A 17,033-nucleotide genomic window follows, 5' to 3' on the forward strand; every position below is an offset into this window, starting at 1 on the left:
CATTGTGAAATCAATTAACCGAACAACCTATTTTCCCTTGTACCAAAACCAGATAACAAGATAACCAGATAACAAGATGGTAGAAAATGCATACTAAATATGCTCGAAGCAAGACAGACCTTTGCCCTTAGTGAGCTGGTGCGAGGTCAACATAAGCTTTGGTTCCCCAAAGTGGAACGGTCGAAAGGCTGTGTTTGAAGCTTCCCGATGTTTCTTTGGTAGAGTAAGAGACATACATTAACGTTTGATTTTCAGCATCGAATATTCTTCTGATTTTCATGGTTTTGAAAAATATACTTTTTGATTTTTTAAACACAACTTCACCAGATTTACTTTTATCTATTTGTGCAATCATATCGGTGGTGATTTCCCCTGTTTGTCTGCAAGAGATAGAGCTATCACTTGGATCTGAAAAACTAAGATTTTCTTCTATTGAGGCGATGTGACAAGTGACACCTGTTACGATGTCATCCTTTAAAATGTTTAATTTTATGTCTTGTGTCGTAAACATCCCAAGTGATACATCACCGACTTCATTGTCAGAACAAGCCGTAAGAAGTGCCGTTAACCCTAGCACTATTAGCATTTTTTTCATCGGTAACACCTTTTAATATTATGAGTTTATATCATCAAAATAGGTTGTTATAAAAAATTGAGATGTTCTGTCATTAAAGGTAAACCATTATGGCTATGCCTTTAATGACAAATAAGTCCACACTGACGCGCGGCCACCGCAGGCCATAATAATAACTAACATTGTCATCATTATGGTAAGCACGATAATCATATTAATTGACCATATTGATGGCAGACAAAGCAAGCTTGTTGATCATTCTACTATTAGCACAATGATCAACCTTTAGCATAACCATCAGCCTTTAACATAACCATCAGCCTTCGCGAGCTAAGTGCAATGAATTTTAGTTAAATGCACTTTGAGCACAACGGGTTAAACCTGCTGTTACCGAACCGAAATGGTCACCCACCACCACTTTGGCATTGGGGTAAACACTAGCAATTTTATTGTATATAGCTGGGCTTCGGGCCGTACCGCCTGTTACATATACAATATCAGGACTGGTTGGCATATCGCAATCTTGTTGCTCCGCTTTGGCGATAGCCGTTTGCATCGCTTGTTTCATTAATGCTTCAACTTTCGCTAAGGGATCATTAATGGCTTGCTCAAACTGTGCTGCTGTTAATGGGACTAACAGCCCCTTTTCAATAAAATCTAACGAACATAGAATGGTATCATTGTCTGACAAACTAATTTTCGCCGCTTCAGCTTGGCGTACCACTTGATAACTCATTTGATTCTTTTGTACTTTTTGTAAACGAACTAATAGTTCAGGCTGCTGTGCTTCTTTGATTAGCTGCTCAACTAACTTACGAGAAGGTAAACTAACAAAGTCACGTTGGGCACTAATATCATTGACGGCCACCGCGTTCCAAAAAGGTGTTCTTGGCATAGGTTTACCGTTAATCATTAACGTGTCTGCACCAAAGCTTGGCATCAATCCAGTCATCGCTAATGCGATATCTAAATCGTTACCACCAATCCGTTGACCTGAATGGCCAAAGCAGTCTGGGCTGCGGTCTTGTTGCTTAATGTAGGACGGCCCCATCTTTACCACTGAACAATCTGTCGTACCACCGCCAACATCGACCACTAACACGGTATTGTCATCGCTAAGGTTTGATTCAAAATCCATACCTGCAGCTAAGGGTTCAAATAAAAACCTCACATCAGTAAAGCCTGAACGAGTAGCCGCCAGGCGTAAAATGGTTTCAGCTTGTTGATTACTGTCTTGGCCACCTATGCCTTGAAAATTAACCGGTCGACCTATCACCGCATGGCTCGCTGCGCTAAGCGATTTTGCGTTTAACGCTTTATCGGCTAGTGTTTTAACATGTTGCATCATCAAGGTGACAATGTCTTCAAATAAGGCTATTTGTTCAACACGTAATCCGTTGGCACCTAAAAAAGACTTTGGAGAACGGACATAGAAACCTTCTTCAGGCATGTCTAAATAAGCATCTATCGCAGCTTGGCCAACAAATACGGCTTGTTCATTCGGCGACAGATCAAGCTCATGACGCATTTGTTTTGCACGCATTAACTGAGAACTGCGCAAATGAGAATACTCTGCTTTTAAGTGTTCTGGTAATCCTTGGTATACCGCCTCGGCAATAAGCTCGCGATCCATTGCGTACAACGTTGAAGGCATAAAATCCGAATGAGTTGATAATGGTAATAACGATACCGTATCATCAATCATTACCCCAATCGCACAGTTGGCACTGCCGTAATCAAATCCAACAAACATTGACTTACCTTCTGTCATCTAATCGAAAAAAGCGCTCAAAATAACACACTTATGACACTTGCTAAACCCTTTATCACTGTTTTATCTCCCGCTTGGGTAAAGCGAGTCCCCTATCTTAAAAGGCAACGCTGTATATGGCGTTTAAAATGATAAAAATCTAACTAACCTAATAGGGTAACTATTAATACTGTGCCCATAACAAAAAAGCCCAATCTTATGTAGATTGGGCTTTCGTTTTAGCAAAGGTATTCATTAGCCTTTGTTATTCATTTTTTCTTGTGCTTTACGCTGAGCTTCTTTTTGTTGGCGACGAGCATCAATCACTTGCTTTACATCGCTACCAATATGCGCTTCACCGCGTTGCTTGGCTAATTGGACTTGACGTTCACGTTCAATAAACCGCTGACGTTGTTCTTCAGGCACTTTATCAATGCAATGAGGACAGCTGACTCCTTGAACATAGGCTTCAGTTTGTTTTTCTGCTTCAGTAATTGGCATACGACAAGCATTACACTGATCGTATTGACCTTTTTCTAAGCTGTGATTTACCGCTACGCGGTTATCAAACACAAAGCATTCACCTTCCCATAAGCTTTGCTCTTGCTCGACTTCTTCAAGATATTTTAATATGCCGCCTTCAAGATGATATACCTCATCAAAGCCCTGCTCTTTCAAATATGCAGTAGATTTTTCACAGCGAATACCACCGGTACAAAACATCGCCACTTTTTTGTGTTTAGCCGGATCTAAATTTTGCTTCACATATTCAGGAAACTCACGGAAAGTCTCGGTTACTGGATTAACAGCATTTTTAAAAGTACCAATCTTCACTTCGTAATCATTACGGGTATCAACCAACACCACATCTGGATCTGAAATAAGTGCATTCCAGTCTTTAGGTTTCACATAGGTCCCGACGACTTTACGAGGATCAATACCTTCAATACCCATAGTCACAATTTCTTTTTTCAGCTTCACTTTGGTGCGATAAAACGGCATTTCAGCGTCAAAAGATAGCTTAGTCACGATATTATCTAAACCAGGTTGAGTGCCCAACCAGGCCAATAAAATATCAATCGCTGATGAGGTTCCTGCAACAGTGCCATTAATGCCTTCTTGAGCAAGCAACAAAGTGCCTTTAATTTCGTTTTGTTCCATGACACTCAGCAATGGCTGACGAACTGCCTCAAAATGCGGTAATGCCACGAATTTATATAACGCGCACACAGCGACTTGGGCTTGAGATGCAGCTGTTATAGCTTTTTGAATAGGTTCTTGTTTAGGCTCTTGTTTAGGCTCTTGTTTAGGCTCTTGTTTAGACGCTTGTTTAGGTTGTTGCATAAAAATGAGGTCTCCGCTGGCTGGAACTTAATTTCCAGTGCATATTACTGTGCATATAAATAAGGTCTGCACATTGTGCACAGACTCAAAAAAACGGCCGAAAGTATACCTAAATCACAGTCAAAAAAATACTAAAACCAGCAGATGTACTTTTTTACAATGTTGGTAGCGGTTAATTTTGGGTTTTCAGCCAAGAAACGTTACTCTATTAGCAAGACATCATTTTATAGACACCTAATGAATTCTGCCATTTTGTACACCTTTCGTCGTTGCCCTTATGCTATGCGAGCACGTATTAGTCTTCATTTGAGCCAACTGAATCCGTTAGTGCGTGAAATAGAGCTTAAAAATAAACCCGCAGAGCTGATCACCATTTCGGCCAAAGGCACAGTGCCGGTTTTAGAGTTTACTAACGGCCAAGTGATCAGTGAAAGTCTAGATATTATGCGCTTTGTATTAACTGAACACCCAGCGCCAGAAAACCATTACTTAACCACAGAAGAGTATCAAGTCCTGCAATACTGGTTAGATAAATCAATGACTGAATCGCTCATTAATGCCAATGATAATCAATTTAAACCATGGTTAGATAAATATAAGTATGCCGACAGGTTCCCTGAATACAGTCAACTTTGGTATCGACAACAGGCAGAGCTGTTTATTCAGTTGTTGGAAAGGCAGTTGCTGCAGCACAACTATTTGTGTACCGACAGCCCAACACTAGCTGATTTTGCTATTTTTCCGTTTATTCGACAGTTTGCTAATGTTGAACCTTCGTGGTTTGACACCATGCCATACCCTAAAGTTAACGCTTGGTTAACCACATTAATCAATAGCCCGCTATTTAACGTGACCATGTGCAAATATCCATTGTGGTTACCACAAAAAACTTTGATTTACCTCAAACATTCAGTACGTAATGATGGACAAGTAATACCTTTGTGCAAAAATTAAAAAATTATGAATATTTAATGGTTTACGGGCTATTAATCGGATAATTTTTAACGTAAATTAAAGGTGTTAGCAGTGAATAGCCGTTTAAGAACATGGATTTCTATTATTTTTACTGCAGATTTTAATTTTAAGCTTACACTTAGATAAGTCATTGCTGGAACGCAAAGGAACATGACATGAATAATATGGATATTACGTTAGTATTAATGCTCATTGCATTACTGATTTTACATATTCACTTTTGCTATCGAGCCTATACCTCGAAAGCACATATCAAACATGGTCAACGTGTAGTGTGGTCTATGCTGAGTTTGTTAATGGGACCATTAGGCTATTATGTCTATCAAAACATGATCCCACTCGAGTTCTACGAATAGATTTGTTTTAGAGCTTTGCTTTGAAGTTCAGTGAATAAAGTCTGATTGTTTCTTAATATATTATTGAACAAGAGCTTGTTAACCCTCTTCTCGTCGTCCCGCTAATGCTTTTAAGCCGAGATCTTGGTGTTTGTTTTGCTTTGTACTTATGGCCTGCGGCCACCAACGTCGTGGCCCATTGGTCATAACCCCAACCTTGCAATGCTTACAAATATCGCGCAAATTGCTGGCCACTTTTAAGCGGTTTAGTGGGAGCGAGCACTGCTGGGGTGCCAACATATAAAAAGCCAACAATTTGATCGTCTGCGGCTAATCCTAATGCGTTATTCACATTAGCATCAAAAGCAAAATCGCCTGTACGCCATACCGCACCTAGCCCAATCGCAAATGCCGCCTGCTGCATTGCCATCGTGGCGCAACCCGCTGCTATATGCTGTTCTAAAACGGGTACTTTATCATGCGTTTGTGTTTTGGCGACGACCGTAATCACCATAGGCGCACGATAAGGCATGTTAGCGACTTTAGTCAGAAAAGTATCATCTGCACCACTTTTTTTAGCCGCATCAACAAAAATATCTGCCAACTTAGCTAAGCCATCATCTACCGCAATAATAAATTCCCAAGGCGTTAATGCACCGTGGTCTGGTACTCTTGCTGCTGCATCAAGCAAAAAAGTGAGTTGTTCGGCATTGGGTGCTGGGGCAACTAGGCGAGGCGTCGATTGGCGAGTCAATAACAGTTGTTTGGCGTCCAAGATACAATCCTTTTGAGTAAATTATGCTGCCGATATTAGCAAAAATCCCACGTATTAGGTGGGATTTTTTAGGGTTGTTCTATGTAACCTAAACTCGAAATAACAAACGCCTCTCAAACAGCCCTTTTTTATACTGAGTTCAGGTGATGTAAACAAGGTTACTTTAACAACCGGCGTCCTATAAAGTAATCAACGCTGGTGTAACGGCCGCCACCAATCACAAATAATACCAATAACATAATTAGATACGTCATCGCGAATTCAATACCATTATTTAAAATAACAAAATTACCTGAACTGGTTAGCCATTCATAATTACCGTGCTCTTGTAAAATAGCTTTCGCCGCAGAAAGCTTTTCCGCTGAAGCTAACACTTGCTCATTCGCCAACCACGAACTTGGGTCGGCAATAGCCAACCAACCATTGGGTAAATGCACCGCAAAAACAGCAACTAGCATTGTGACCATCATTGGCAATGCCACGATTCGAGTGGCTAAACCAATCAACAGTAAAAAACCACCGAACAATTCAGTGCCTGCAGCTAACGCAGTCATGACTTCTGGCATAGGTAAACCGAGTCCCCAGTCGGGATTGCCGAACCATGCTGCGGTGTCTTCAAAATGTGACAATTTGTTGTATCCTGCCTGCATTAGCACTGGCGCAAGATAAAGCCTTAGCAGTAAGGCGGCTAAGCCTTCTGTATGTTTAATCACATTTAAAAACTGTTGATAAAATCCACTTAGTGTCTGCATAAATAATCCTAGCTGAAATCGTTGTTGTAGTAATAGACCCGCTGAAGATTAAAAATATTTCAGCTTTGGAGACTAACGGATAAAAATAGATATTATTTGTCTAAGTGTAATTCAGTTAAATCTTCTACTAATTCAGCTAATTTTTTATCAAAGTGCTTACGTTGTTTTTGACTAAATGTTTGATTAAGCGTAATCAACATTGAGCCAAACTTACGGGTGTTTTCGGTAACATTATCGCGATAAACCTCTGATTTCAGTTCATCTGGCGAGATCATTAATAATTTCATTTGTTGGGTAAAATAATCAGTTTGCTGACGGCGTTTCAGTGCTTGTTCAAATTGACTTAGCCATTCATGGCGATACTCAAGCCACATGTCTAACGTGGCTAAACGCTGCGTATTAGCTTGATGAATAATGTTTTTTTGTTCATCTGTAGCATCGCCAGTCCATTCAGATAATTGCTCGGCGATTCTTTTATCTGAGTCTTTTATCAATTCAGCTTGATCTTTGCCGGCGTATTCTTCGATTAATTCTTGTTGTTCTTTTTTTAGCTGCGCCAGTATCTGATCAACTTGTCCATCAGATAAGCTCGCCATAATAGGTAACAGATCAGGCATAACAAAATCGAAAATTCGGGACCAATGTGCCTTCGCCATTGACACTTGGTTAAGCCATAGCTCCGGGGTCATTGTTTGTTGATTAGTCAATGTCGATAATAAAGACAGTTGATCACGATAACGCGGTAATTCTTGTTGGCGATGCCAGACTAAAAACGATTCAATAATAATATCAAATTTATCTTGCTGTTCTGAGGTTAACTCTACGTACTCTTCAACTTCCCACTCTATCGCCCAATCCAGAAAGAAATAGCTTACTTTGGTTGAGCAGCCGACAAAAAATAAGCTACTTAACAGTAGGATAATCAATTTTTTAGACACAGATAATTCCTTTATCAAAATTTATATCAATTCCAGTAATGATGTGATCAATCAGAGTCACTCAGATTTTTCAGTTTGAGACGCATTGTTGAAAGAATGGTTGTTCCCTTATGAAACAATGCAACAAAAAATAGAAAGTCTGAATGACTCCCGCAGGACGGGTTTCAGAACCTTCTATGCTGCTTAATATGATTTTGACGTAGAAAAACTATGTCTATAATCTTATTACTTGTCTAGTAGGCGCTGAATGACCAGATATTTATTAGAACTGGTATTACTTCACTTATACTTTATCAGAAGCTTGTACTTTATCAGAGCATATTAGCAAGTGATTAATGTAAAATACTTTGTAAAGTATTGTAAGTATTGTGTAGATTTTTGCGGTTCTTTGGCTGCCATTAATAACGCCCACATTGCCGAGAATAACCAAAAACAATTTATTGCGGCGGGTAATGCCGCTTTGGCCGCAGACACATCGGTGAGGCTAGCAACCTGACAATATTGCATAATCACGTTATCGATTAATTGGTTAGCTTGCATCGTTGATAGTTGATGACTAGCCACGACGCTGGCTAAATCGAACAACGGATGGCTCGCCACAGCATATTCATAGTCTATACAAAGCAGTTGCTGAGGGGCACTGCCGCTAAGCAGTAAATTGTGTGGAGTTAAATCTCGATGACAAAAAGTCGGCAGCAACACACAGGCTTCTAACTGCGATAACCAATGTCGAACAAGCCCATTTAAGCGTAACAATTGCTGCCTCGCATCATGCCATTGTGGATCTTTTTGCGACCCCGTTAATGAATCTAATTGGTATGCATATTGTTGCCATTGCTCACTAACGGTAATGCTTTTCTCCGGCACCGGCAACACACTGAGTTTACAAAATAATGCACTAAGTAAAGGAACGGCATCCACAGCCGAAATGGATTGATTTGTCGATTGCCCAAGCGATAAGTGACTGCGCATTGAGGCAAATATCGACCAGTCTGTCTCTGGTTGATCAATAAACTCACTCAGATACACTTGCTTATCATCACTGACCCAAATCAATGCAGGTGCAATGTTAGCCACAATTGCAGCTTGCCAACATTCAACTTCAAGCGCTCTATCGCACCAATTACTGTGAGGCTGATTTACTCGTAAGACCTTATCGCCATCTTCACAAGATAACTTAATATTAACATTACTGATCCCTGTGTTAAGAAAAGACACCGCAGTACATTGCGTAGCAAGCTGCTGAAATAATGTAGTTGGCATGGCTTTGTTGATTATATTAAGCACATCGATAGGTAGAGATAACAACGGCTGGGACATCAAATATTTACTCTAATAAAATGATATTATGGTTGGTTATGCACCAACCACCTCTTGACTCGTATTGTGTTGCGTTATTATATGATGACGATATTTCTTACGCCACATCATGTATCCGCCAACTGCCATTGCGACGTATAAAACAAACAAACCCGATGTCAGCATTAAGCCTTTTTGGAAGTAAAGGTAAATAGACACAAAATCAATGACGACCCAATAGAGCCAATTTTCCAGCACTTTTTTCGCTACTAGATAGGTTGTAACGATAGCAAAACAAGTGGTTGCCGCATCGATATAGGGAAATGCGGCCGACGTGTAATGAGCCATTAAATATCCCACCAGCATAGACACTAATGATGTCGCGCCGATAAGCCGAGCGTGAGTACTCCAAGACCAACTGGTAATATTAAGGTGATTGGTTTCTATGTTGTGCTGAGTACCATTATGCAGCTCAGAATTGTGCAAATTGCTTTGCTGAGAAGGTGGCACGTGCAACCACAGCCAATAACCATATACCGCCATCCCCATATAATAAATATTAAGGACTGACTCCATCAATAACGATACATTCCAAAATAGTACAGTGTAAATGGCGGTACTAATAAATGCTGCCGACCAACACCAGATATTAGTCCGCATAGCAAGAATTAAGTAAGCAAGCGCTAGCATAACGGCAACAGCCTCCCAAAACGTCATTAATGACGCTTCACTAAAGGCTTGTTGTAGCGTTATAAATAGATCATTCATTGTGGTTATTCGCTATGAGCTAGGTTGAGCTCACCACCGATAAATTTACACACAAAAACAGCTTTACCCCACTTTTGATGTGCGGCTTGCATTTCAACGGCTAGCATCGACATTACATCAGCATACTCGCCACAGACTTGGGTTGCCATCGCGTTAGTCACTCGTTGAATATTGTCATAACTATCCACTCTGCCGATAAACCATTGGATAGGATCGAGATAGTTTTCATTGAACGGATACATACTGATTTCTGCAGTTAACTTCATTTCTATTCCTTAATAAAAATCGCTGCAACAAAGGCTACAGCGATTTTATGTCATTACATAAATTGAACTTCTAATGTCACACCCATTTGGCGCGGATCACCGTAACGAATATATTGTTTATCGACCCAATCTTGATCTGGTTCGTTGCCAAAGTAAAAGCCTCGCACACCATATTGTTCATCAAACAAATTGCGGCCCCATAAATATGCCGACCATGTTGGCGTTTCATAGCCTAAACGGGCGTTATAAATGGTATAGGCTTCTGACTGAGATTCATTGCTGTCAGAATAATAAAACTGGCTTTTACCACTGGCATTCACGTTTACAAACCAACCAGAATCAGCAACATAAGTCATACCAGCACTGTAAGTAAATTTAGGTGAATGCGCTAAGTCGCGCCCAGATAAATCGACGGTAGAACCGTATTTGTCACTGTATTGATATTGGCCATATTCAGTTTCTAACCAACCGAAACTACCATAGAATTCAATATTTTCTGTTAAATACCATTTTGCATCGAGTTCCGCGCCATAGTTACTTGAACTGCCAGCATTTTCGGTAAATAGAATAAAACGCTGCGGGCTATCTGGGTCTTGTAAAGAGGCGGCAACTTGTTGGTCTTGGCGGTCCATATAAAATAGCGCCAAGGTAGAATCCACTTCTCCATCAAACCAGCTCGATTTTAAGCCAACTTCATAGTTATATAAAATCTCAGTGTCGAACTGTTTCTTGTCAGACAATTCAGCAGGCAGTGTCATATTAAAACCACCCGCCTTATAACCGCGGGCGACACGAGCATAAGCATTGTGATTAGCATTAATGGCTTTTGACAACGCAATATGGCCGCCCCACATATCTTCTGATGGGGCAAAGTCATCTTTATTGCTGTCACTATAATCACTATCGCGGCGCTCGAAACGCAACCCAGTCGACAATAAGTAATCATCACCTAAATGGCTGTCTAATTGACCAAATATGGCATAGTTTGTCGCCTCATAGTTTGACTGCAACACTTCATCTGGCCAGGTGTTGTATTCCGAGTATAAGTCGTTATCTTCTTTCAAATTCATCGCGTATACACCCAATAACCAGTCGGTACTACCGGCGAAGATGCGTCCTGCATCTTTGGATGATAAACGGAACTCTTGGGTAAAGGTTTTACGATCGCCCTTTTTGTCCCAGGTGTAATCATAAACACAAGGTTCAGTACCTGAGGCCGCTCCTGCGTCGTCATACACAGTACATGCTTTACTCGCCCAATAATCCGAATTGGCCCAATCACCATCATATCCATTATGATGATCAGTTTGCGCAAATGATGTTAATGATGTGAAGTCAAATGCTTGCATACCCGTGTATATGAACTTAACCCCTGCTCCAGTCGTTTTTTGTGTATCAACACCGGGTTGGTCAGTTAAGGTATTACTGCGATTATTATCTAATGTCCACACATCGTAACCATTATCAAAATTGGCATGCAATAAGGTTAAATCAACTTGAAGATCGTCAGTAGCGTACCAACGGAACTTAGCCCTAGCCGTTAACTCATCACGTTCATTGGTATCATCACGGTTAAGATAAAGGTTGTCACGGTAACCATTTTGATTGTGCTGTTCTAGTGATACACGGTAGAGCAATTTACCTGAGTCATTGAGTGGACCAGAGCTAAAACCAGAAAGAGTACGAAGATTGTCATCACCTAAACTGACTTTTGCGCCATGTTCAAATGATTCGGTAGGGTCATTACTTTTTAAGTAAATTAATCCAGCTAGTGCATTAGCACCATATTGAGTACCTTGTGGACCGCGCAAGACTTCAACTTGCTGCATGTCGTACATACTCGACACCATGCCAAGGCCTGATAGGTCGATGTCGTCGACCACAAAGCCAACCGATGAGTTAGGTGCACCTTGATATTGTTCTTGTTCACCGACACCACGAATTTGGAAATATTTAGGACGAGAACTGCCACCAGACCAGTTAAAGTTGGCAATAGAATTGAGCACATCTTCAAAATGTTGCGCCCCTTCGTCTTCTAATTGTTGGGCATCAATAACCGTCACGCTTGACGGCATTTTATCAAGGCTGATATTACTAAAATCAGCATTAACAACAATCACTTCCATTTTTTCATATTCGGGAGTGACATTTTCAACATCGGCCGTTTTAGCCATAACCACAGGCGAGCTTAATGCCACCATTACCGCTAAGGCGATTGGTGTTTGGTATAACCTAGTAGAGTTTTTCGTGAACATAGGACCTCAAATAGTGATTTTGAGATCCGGCAAGAGTAGCGAATAAGAGGTGCACATAAATAGTGTGGCCCATTCCTACGCCGGTATAAGCCGGATCAGGTTCTAAGGGTTCGTCATACAGACATCTCAGTTCAGGTTTTACTGAACACCCCTTGGCGATCACGATTATAAACTAACTTCACCATGAATACACGAGCAGCGATACAATTTGATAACGCAAAAATATAATTGATTAACTTTATATTAAATCTCAGTAATCATGTCTCTTCAAGTTCTCTGTAGCGTGGCTTAATTTGAGAAAGCTTCGCGCACATAAATCTCAAATCGAATAGCTTGTGTATTGGGCGCTACCGCGCCCACTTGCAACTGCTGTTTACCATGTAATTTAACCGACTTCCAACTGCTTGCTTCATCCTCAACTGTAAATCCGCTAGCATCGTACCAAGTGAACTTATATTGTAGACGTAGGTCAGTGCTCGATCTGCTTTGAATTAGCGCCGATGCTTTGATTAAGTCAGCAACCATGACAGATGAAATATCCACAACATTGACATCACTGGCAAAAGAGCTGCTATCGACTCTAACCTGTCCGCTTGAGTCTACCGAAATACCTGCCGTGTTATGCGCACAGGCGCTAAGCAACAATGCTAATGCGAACACAAATATTGACGTTATTTTCATGCTATCTCCTTATTTGCTGTTAATGTAAAACGTTGACTTAATCTATCAAAAAATGTGCTCTGGCAGTGGCTATTAATTGTTTACGGTTGGTTTGCCAACAGTTCATACTGACGTTAGCCACACGGCGGCCTTGGCGAGTAATTTTACATTCTGCAAAGGTATCTTGATGTAAACCTGCGCGTAAATAATCAATTGAAAAATCAACAATTTTAGGTACTTTCTTGGCTTGCATAAATACCATTAATTGCACAATTGCCGACATTTCCATAAACCCAGCAATCACTCCGCCATGTATTGCAGGTAAAATCGGATTACCAATGTTGTCATCTTTAGCCGGCAGTCTAAATACCATTTCATCACCAAAACGGGCCACTGACATGCCAATAAATTGTGAGTAAGGTACTTTCTCAAGTAGGTAACTATAATCATTCAGTTCAATGGCACGTTTAACCACATCTTGAACATCTAAACCCTTTTGTGTCTCTATTTGGGTTGGCTCACTCATGATTTCGCCCCCGGTAAATTCCCCATTAACACTTGACGAAACTCTTCGCCGACCATTTCTGGACTAATTCGCATAAAAGAACCCACCGCGTGAGCGATAGGTTCATCAATACTGTCTTGATATGCTATCGCACGGGTAAAAGCAACGCTTGACGATAAACGATAGCATTCAGCAAAGGCATAAACCGACTTATGAGGCTCTGCGGGTTTCATGTAGTCGACACGTAAATCCAATGTTGGAGACAACTCTAACGATTGGTACTTCTTCAAAATGGCGCATACCACGGCTGTGCCACAAGCGGTATCTATCAAGGTTGTGATCACCCCACCATGAATGACTCCGGTGTCGGGGTAACCAATAATATCTTGACTGTAAGGTAACTCAATTAACACATGATGCTCACTGGCTTCTTGCACTGAAAGCCCTAAACGACGGCACTGAGCTAACTGGTTGACAAAACGGGTGGCAACTTCAGTTAACGGGAAAAAATCACTGTTAATTTTCATTATCCACGACTCAGCATTGGGCCTAATGGTTTACCCCCTAAAAGATGCATATGAATATGGTACACCTCTTGACCACCATGCTTATTGCAATTCATGATTAAGCGATATCCATCTTCAGCAATACCGGCTTCATCGGCAAGTTTGGCCGCTACTGTTATCATCCGCCCTAATGCTAATTCATCAGACGCTTTAACATCATTTGCTGTCGCGATTAAATGATTGGGAATAATCAGAATATGCGTAGGAGCTTGCGGAGCAATATCCCGAAATGCGGTGACTAATTCATCTTGGTATAAAATATCCGCTGGAATTTCACGGCGGATAATTTTGCTAAATATGGTTTCTTCGGCCATTTGGATGCCCTCATTAGATAACTGCATTGATGCTATTGATAATACTATCAACTCTTTGAACTATCACTCCAGTAAAAACGCTTTTTATGGGTAATATTTTGCCTAAAATGGGATTCGTTTGCTTAAGTGAGTCAATTTTGGCAGCATTGGTTATTATAGCTCAATCGTTTTGATTGCGACTTGCCACTCATTCGGAATTCTTTATGCATTATCATATTCATGCGGTCGACCCAAAAGCTCATTTATTTGAAGTGACCTTTACGCTAAAAAACGCCAATCCATCTCAGATTTTTTCATTACCAGCATGGTTACCTGGCAGCTACATGATCCGCGATTTTGCCAAAAATATCATTGAAATTGATGCCAAAGAGAATCTACAATCGCTTGCAGTCACTCAATTAGATAAACAAACATGGCAATTGAATAACCAAGGCAGTGATATCACTCTGTGTTATCAAATTTATGCATGGGATTTGTCTGTTCGCACTGCACACCTTGATACTAATCATGGCTTTTTTAATGGCAGTAGCGTGTTTCTAGCGGCTAATGGTCTTGAGTCTCAACCACATACCGTCACCATGGCTAAACCTGCACTTGCAGAATTAGCTCATTGGACGCTAGCCACCAGCATGACTAGAGCATCAGGTGAACAATTTAGCTTTGGTGATTTTAGCGCTGAAAACTACGATGACTTAATTGACCATCCCGTTGAAATGGGTGAACTGACCATTGAAACCTTTTTCGCTGCTGGTGTGCCACACGATATCGTACTCAGTGGCAAACAAAGAGCAAATATGGCTCGATTAGCCAAAGATTTACAAGCGATTTGCGAATATCAAATTAATTTATTTGGCACTCCAGCACCCTTTAAGCGTTATGTGTTCATGACAACCGTTTTGGACAATGGTTTTGGCGGTTTAGAACATAAAGCATCAACAGCGTTAATGTGCTCTCGCAACGACTTACCTTTGTCACTCGATGCGCCAGTAGATAAAGGTTATCGCACTTATTTATCACTGTGCAGCCATGAATATTTCCACTCATGGAACGTTAAACGGATTAAACCTGCTGAGTTTACGCCATTTGATTTATCACAAGAGTCTTATACTTCTCAATTGTGGGCGTACGAAGGTATCACGTCATATTACGATGATTTAATTACCTTTAAATCTCAGTGTATTGATGAGAAAGGTTACCTTACTTTACTCAGTCAAATTATGACTCGAGTATACCGAGGCGAAGGTCGCTTTAAACAAACCTTAAAGCAATCAAGTTTTAATGCTTGGACTAAGTTTTATAAGCAAGATGAAAATGCCGCTAATGCAATTGTCAGTTATTACACTAAAGGCGCACTATTTGCCTTGTATGTAGACTTAACTATCCGTATTGAAACCCAAGGTAAATACAGCCTTGATGATGTTATGCGTACACTTTGGCAACAATATGGTTTAACGGGTGTAGGTACTGAATCGTCAAGCCATCAACAGATTGTTGAAGCGCTATTAAATCGCCCTTGTGACGATATATTTACTTATCTCGACAACACAGACGATTTGCCACTAAAAGAATTACTGGCTCAAGTGGGCGTGAATATGAGTTTACGGGCCAGTGAAGGTGTAACTGATTTGGGTGGTGCTGGAGCTACAGGTTATAACATTGGTTTTGGCGCAAAAACAAAAGCGGAATCATTAGGGTTAAAAATTCTAACGGTTAGCCAACACAGTCCAGCACATCAAGCGGGATTAAGTGCGGGTGATTTATTGATTGCAGCAGACCACTTGCAAGTAACCAGTCAATTTGAACAGCAACTGCAAAGTCGAACCCTTGGCGAACAAATCACTTTGCATTGGTTTAGACGTGATGAATTGATGCAAGGAACATTAACGATCAGTGAAGCGGCTTTAGACACGATTTCGCTTAGCATCATTGATGCGACTAAAACACAATTGTGGCTTGGTTAAGACTAAGAAACGATTATCAAGTTTGAAAATTGATTTACTGAGTGCCATCAATATTAATCGCAAATTTGAATTAAAAAAGGATATCAATTTGATATCCTTTTTTATAAATATTCTCTATTACTATACAAATGTACCAATACGACTAGCTTTGCTTAATCCGTTCTAATACTTGATTTTCAGTATGTGCTTCTAACCAGTATTTTTGTAATGTTGGGTTTTTTACTCCAGATGCTGCATCAAGTAAATTCCAAGCTCGTTTCCAAATACCGTCGGCAATCATATGTACGACCGCACTTTCTATTGCCGCGGCAATACACAAACTCACAGGTTCATTTGAGGTATAACCCGCCTCTGACTCTAATAATTCTTGCGCATCAATAAATTTAAATACACCAGCAGTAATTTCTTTTGAAATAACGGCCTTAGTGGTTGTTACACTGCTTAATAATCGACCGGTACGGATATCAACCGCGCGTAAATTAACCGTTATACTATCGACACGGTATTGACCCGATACGCCGATCCCCAAATAACGAGCACCTGCGCCACCGGTTTTAATATTGGTATCGTAAGCCACTATGCCACCTTCCATAAGAATTTGGGCACTGTTTAATTGTGGCAACTTACTGGCATCACCATTGAGTCCTGCACGAACAATTTTTCGTTCTGTCAGTAAATTTTGTAACCCTTCACGCTCAACAGGCACAAACCAAGCAGAATCATTGAGCGCCTGAGCTAAGAAAGCCGTTCCAGACTGAGGTACTGCAGTTGAAAAGTTACTCGAAGGTATCGGCTTGTATTGGCCCGTTTGATCACGGAAATCATACACTGCAGCCACCATACTTCCTTGGGGGGATGGTAAACTGACTAAATCGTAATAAGTCTCGCCCTTTGGCATTAAACTCGTGGTAGCTTCAATACCGTCGAATTCACTTTCTATCGAAGAACACGCGCTCAAAGATAGAATAAATAAGCTAAGCAGTAGTCTTTTCATGA

At 40.7% G+C, this 17,033-nt stretch carries 18 protein-coding genes and 1 riboswitch; of the genes, 3 read left to right on the top strand and 15 right to left on the bottom strand.

Annotated elements, in window-relative coordinates; all coding sequences use genetic code 11:
- Positions 1-127: 127 nt before the first annotated feature.
- From AAEY97_RS05085 to trhO, 3 genes are all read right to left on the bottom strand, one after another.
- On the bottom strand, positions 128-595 hold the full coding sequence (locus AAEY97_RS05085; RefSeq protein WP_101086842.1) for a CreA family protein: 468 nt from the start codon (positions 593-595) through the stop codon (positions 128-130).
- A gap of 325 nt (positions 596-920) precedes the next feature.
- Positions 921-2,327, bottom strand: coding sequence for a molecular chaperone (gene yegD / locus AAEY97_RS05090; protein WP_350978138.1), 1,407 nt, complete (start codon positions 2,325-2,327; stop codon positions 921-923).
- A 252-nt stretch (positions 2,328-2,579) separates the two neighbouring features.
- Positions 2,580-3,668 (bottom strand): oxygen-dependent tRNA uridine(34) hydroxylase TrhO, encoded by a 1,089-nt coding sequence (gene trhO, locus AAEY97_RS05095; protein ID WP_242445136.1) that lies wholly within the window; start codon positions 3,666-3,668, stop codon positions 2,580-2,582.
- Between the two features lie 237 nt (positions 3,669-3,905).
- Here trhO and AAEY97_RS05100 point away from each other — a divergent pair, with 237 nt between their 5' ends.
- Positions 3,906-4,622 carry a glutathione S-transferase gene (locus tag AAEY97_RS05100; RefSeq protein ID WP_350978140.1) on the top strand — a complete coding sequence of 239 codons (717 nt, stop codon included), beginning with the start codon at positions 3,906-3,908 and terminating at the stop codon, positions 4,620-4,622.
- A 176-nt stretch (positions 4,623-4,798) separates the two neighbouring features.
- Positions 4,799-4,999, top strand: a complete 201-nt coding sequence (locus AAEY97_RS05105; RefSeq protein WP_101086839.1) for a hypothetical protein — start codon at positions 4,799-4,801, stop codon at positions 4,997-4,999.
- Between the two features lie 205 nt (positions 5,000-5,204).
- Here AAEY97_RS05105 and AAEY97_RS05110 read toward each other — a convergent pair whose 3' ends face one another.
- The 11 genes from AAEY97_RS05110 to hinT form a co-directional block, all read right to left on the bottom strand.
- Complete coding sequence (locus tag AAEY97_RS05110; protein ID WP_101086838.1) at positions 5,205-5,753, bottom strand: NAD(P)H nitroreductase; 549 nt, start codon at positions 5,751-5,753, stop codon at positions 5,205-5,207.
- Positions 5,754-5,911: 158 nt separating this feature from the next.
- Positions 5,912-6,505: an HvfX family Cu-binding RiPP maturation protein gene (locus tag AAEY97_RS05115; protein WP_350997010.1), complete on the bottom strand. Its 594-nt coding sequence runs from the start codon at positions 6,503-6,505 to the stop codon at positions 5,912-5,914.
- Positions 6,506-6,597: 92 nt separating this feature from the next.
- Positions 6,598-7,443: a DUF6279 family lipoprotein gene (locus AAEY97_RS05120; protein ID WP_162023366.1), complete on the bottom strand. Its 846-nt coding sequence runs from the start codon at positions 7,441-7,443 to the stop codon at positions 6,598-6,600.
- Positions 7,444-7,764: 321 nt separating this feature from the next.
- Positions 7,765-8,763, bottom strand: coding sequence for a phosphotransferase (locus AAEY97_RS05125; protein ID WP_101086835.1), 999 nt, complete (start codon positions 8,761-8,763; stop codon positions 7,765-7,767).
- A gap of 36 nt (positions 8,764-8,799) precedes the next feature.
- Positions 8,800-9,510, bottom strand: coding sequence for a nicotinamide riboside transporter PnuC (pnuC, locus tag AAEY97_RS05130; RefSeq protein ID WP_101086834.1), 711 nt, complete (start codon positions 9,508-9,510; stop codon positions 8,800-8,802).
- A gap of 5 nt (positions 9,511-9,515) precedes the next feature.
- Positions 9,516-9,776: a hypothetical protein gene (locus tag AAEY97_RS05135; protein ID WP_101086833.1), complete on the bottom strand. Its 261-nt coding sequence runs from the start codon at positions 9,774-9,776 to the stop codon at positions 9,516-9,518.
- A gap of 53 nt (positions 9,777-9,829) precedes the next feature.
- Complete coding sequence (locus AAEY97_RS05140) at positions 9,830-12,031, bottom strand: TonB-dependent receptor (RefSeq protein ID WP_350997015.1); 2,202 nt, start codon at positions 12,029-12,031, stop codon at positions 9,830-9,832.
- Positions 12,032-12,086: 55 nt separating this feature from the next.
- A riboswitch (TPP riboswitch) is annotated at positions 12,087-12,194 on the bottom strand.
- A 125-nt stretch (positions 12,195-12,319) separates the two neighbouring features.
- A complete protein-coding gene (locus tag AAEY97_RS05145; protein WP_350997018.1) occupies positions 12,320-12,712 on the bottom strand; it encodes a YcfL family putative periplasmic lipoprotein in 393 nt (130 codons plus the stop codon).
- Between the two features lie 37 nt (positions 12,713-12,749).
- Positions 12,750-13,217, bottom strand: a complete 468-nt coding sequence (locus tag AAEY97_RS05150) for a PaaI family thioesterase (protein ID WP_101086830.1) — start codon at positions 13,215-13,217, stop codon at positions 12,750-12,752.
- The gene (locus AAEY97_RS05155) at positions 13,214-13,723 is read right to left on the bottom strand and encodes a PaaI family thioesterase (RefSeq protein ID WP_101086829.1); all 510 of its coding nucleotides are present in this window, start codon (positions 13,721-13,723) and stop codon (positions 13,214-13,216) included. Before AAEY97_RS05155 ends, AAEY97_RS05150 begins: the two co-directional genes overlap by 4 nt.
- Positions 13,723-14,076: a purine nucleoside phosphoramidase gene (hinT, locus tag AAEY97_RS05160; protein ID WP_162023370.1), complete on the bottom strand. Its 354-nt coding sequence runs from the start codon at positions 14,074-14,076 to the stop codon at positions 13,723-13,725. Before hinT ends, AAEY97_RS05155 begins: the two co-directional genes overlap by 1 nt.
- 203 nt (positions 14,077-14,279) lie before the next feature.
- Between hinT and AAEY97_RS05165 the strand changes: the two genes are divergently transcribed.
- A complete protein-coding gene (locus tag AAEY97_RS05165) occupies positions 14,280-16,037 on the top strand; it encodes a M61 family metallopeptidase (RefSeq protein ID WP_350997022.1) in 1,758 nt (585 codons plus the stop codon).
- A gap of 142 nt (positions 16,038-16,179) precedes the next feature.
- Here AAEY97_RS05165 and AAEY97_RS05170 read toward each other — a convergent pair whose 3' ends face one another.
- Positions 16,180-17,031, bottom strand: coding sequence for a CsgG/HfaB family protein (locus tag AAEY97_RS05170; protein ID WP_350997025.1), 852 nt, complete (start codon positions 17,029-17,031; stop codon positions 16,180-16,182).
- Between the last annotated feature and the right edge of the window lie 2 nt (positions 17,032-17,033).

The sequence above is a fragment of the Shewanella sp. TB7-MNA-CIBAN-0143 genome (genome assembly GCF_040310065.1).
Lineage (GTDB): Bacteria > Pseudomonadota > Gammaproteobacteria > Enterobacterales > Shewanellaceae > Shewanella.

Excerpts from the sequence above, each read along its gene's own strand:
- AAEY97_RS05085 (WP_101086842.1), bottom strand. The coding sequence starts at position 595 with ATGAAAAAAATGCTAATAGTGCTAGGGTTAACGGCACTTCTTACGGCT.
- yegD (WP_350978138.1), bottom strand. The coding sequence starts at position 2,327 with ATGTTTGTTGGATTTGATTACGGCAGTGCCAACTGTGCGATTGGGGTA.
- trhO (WP_242445136.1), bottom strand. The coding sequence starts at position 3,668 with ATGCAACAACCTAAACAAGCGTCTAAACAAGAGCCTAAACAAGAGCCT.
- AAEY97_RS05100 (WP_350978140.1), top strand. The coding sequence starts at position 3,906 with ATGAATTCTGCCATTTTGTACACCTTTCGTCGTTGCCCTTATGCTATG.
- AAEY97_RS05105 (WP_101086839.1), top strand. The coding sequence starts at position 4,799 with ATGAATAATATGGATATTACGTTAGTATTAATGCTCATTGCATTACTG.
- AAEY97_RS05115 (WP_350997010.1), bottom strand. The coding sequence starts at position 6,505 with ATGCAGACACTAAGTGGATTTTATCAACAGTTTTTAAATGTGATTAAA.
- AAEY97_RS05125 (WP_101086835.1), bottom strand. The coding sequence starts at position 8,763 with ATGTCCCAGCCGTTGTTATCTCTACCTATCGATGTGCTTAATATAATC.
- pnuC (WP_101086834.1), bottom strand. The coding sequence starts at position 9,510 with ATGAATGATCTATTTATAACGCTACAACAAGCCTTTAGTGAAGCGTCA.
- AAEY97_RS05135 (WP_101086833.1), bottom strand. The coding sequence starts at position 9,776 with ATGAAGTTAACTGCAGAAATCAGTATGTATCCGTTCAATGAAAACTAT.
- AAEY97_RS05140 (WP_350997015.1), bottom strand. The coding sequence starts at position 12,031 with ATGTTCACGAAAAACTCTACTAGGTTATACCAAACACCAATCGCCTTA.
- AAEY97_RS05145 (WP_350997018.1), bottom strand. The coding sequence starts at position 12,712 with ATGAAAATAACGTCAATATTTGTGTTCGCATTAGCATTGTTGCTTAGC.
- AAEY97_RS05150 (WP_101086830.1), bottom strand. The coding sequence starts at position 13,217 with ATGAGTGAGCCAACCCAAATAGAGACACAAAAGGGTTTAGATGTTCAA.
- AAEY97_RS05155 (WP_101086829.1), bottom strand. The coding sequence starts at position 13,723 with ATGAAAATTAACAGTGATTTTTTCCCGTTAACTGAAGTTGCCACCCGT.
- hinT (WP_162023370.1), bottom strand. The coding sequence starts at position 14,076 with ATGGCCGAAGAAACCATATTTAGCAAAATTATCCGCCGTGAAATTCCA.
- AAEY97_RS05165 (WP_350997022.1), top strand. The coding sequence starts at position 14,280 with ATGCATTATCATATTCATGCGGTCGACCCAAAAGCTCATTTATTTGAA.
- AAEY97_RS05170 (WP_350997025.1), bottom strand. The coding sequence starts at position 17,031 with ATGAAAAGACTACTGCTTAGCTTATTTATTCTATCTTTGAGCGCGTGT.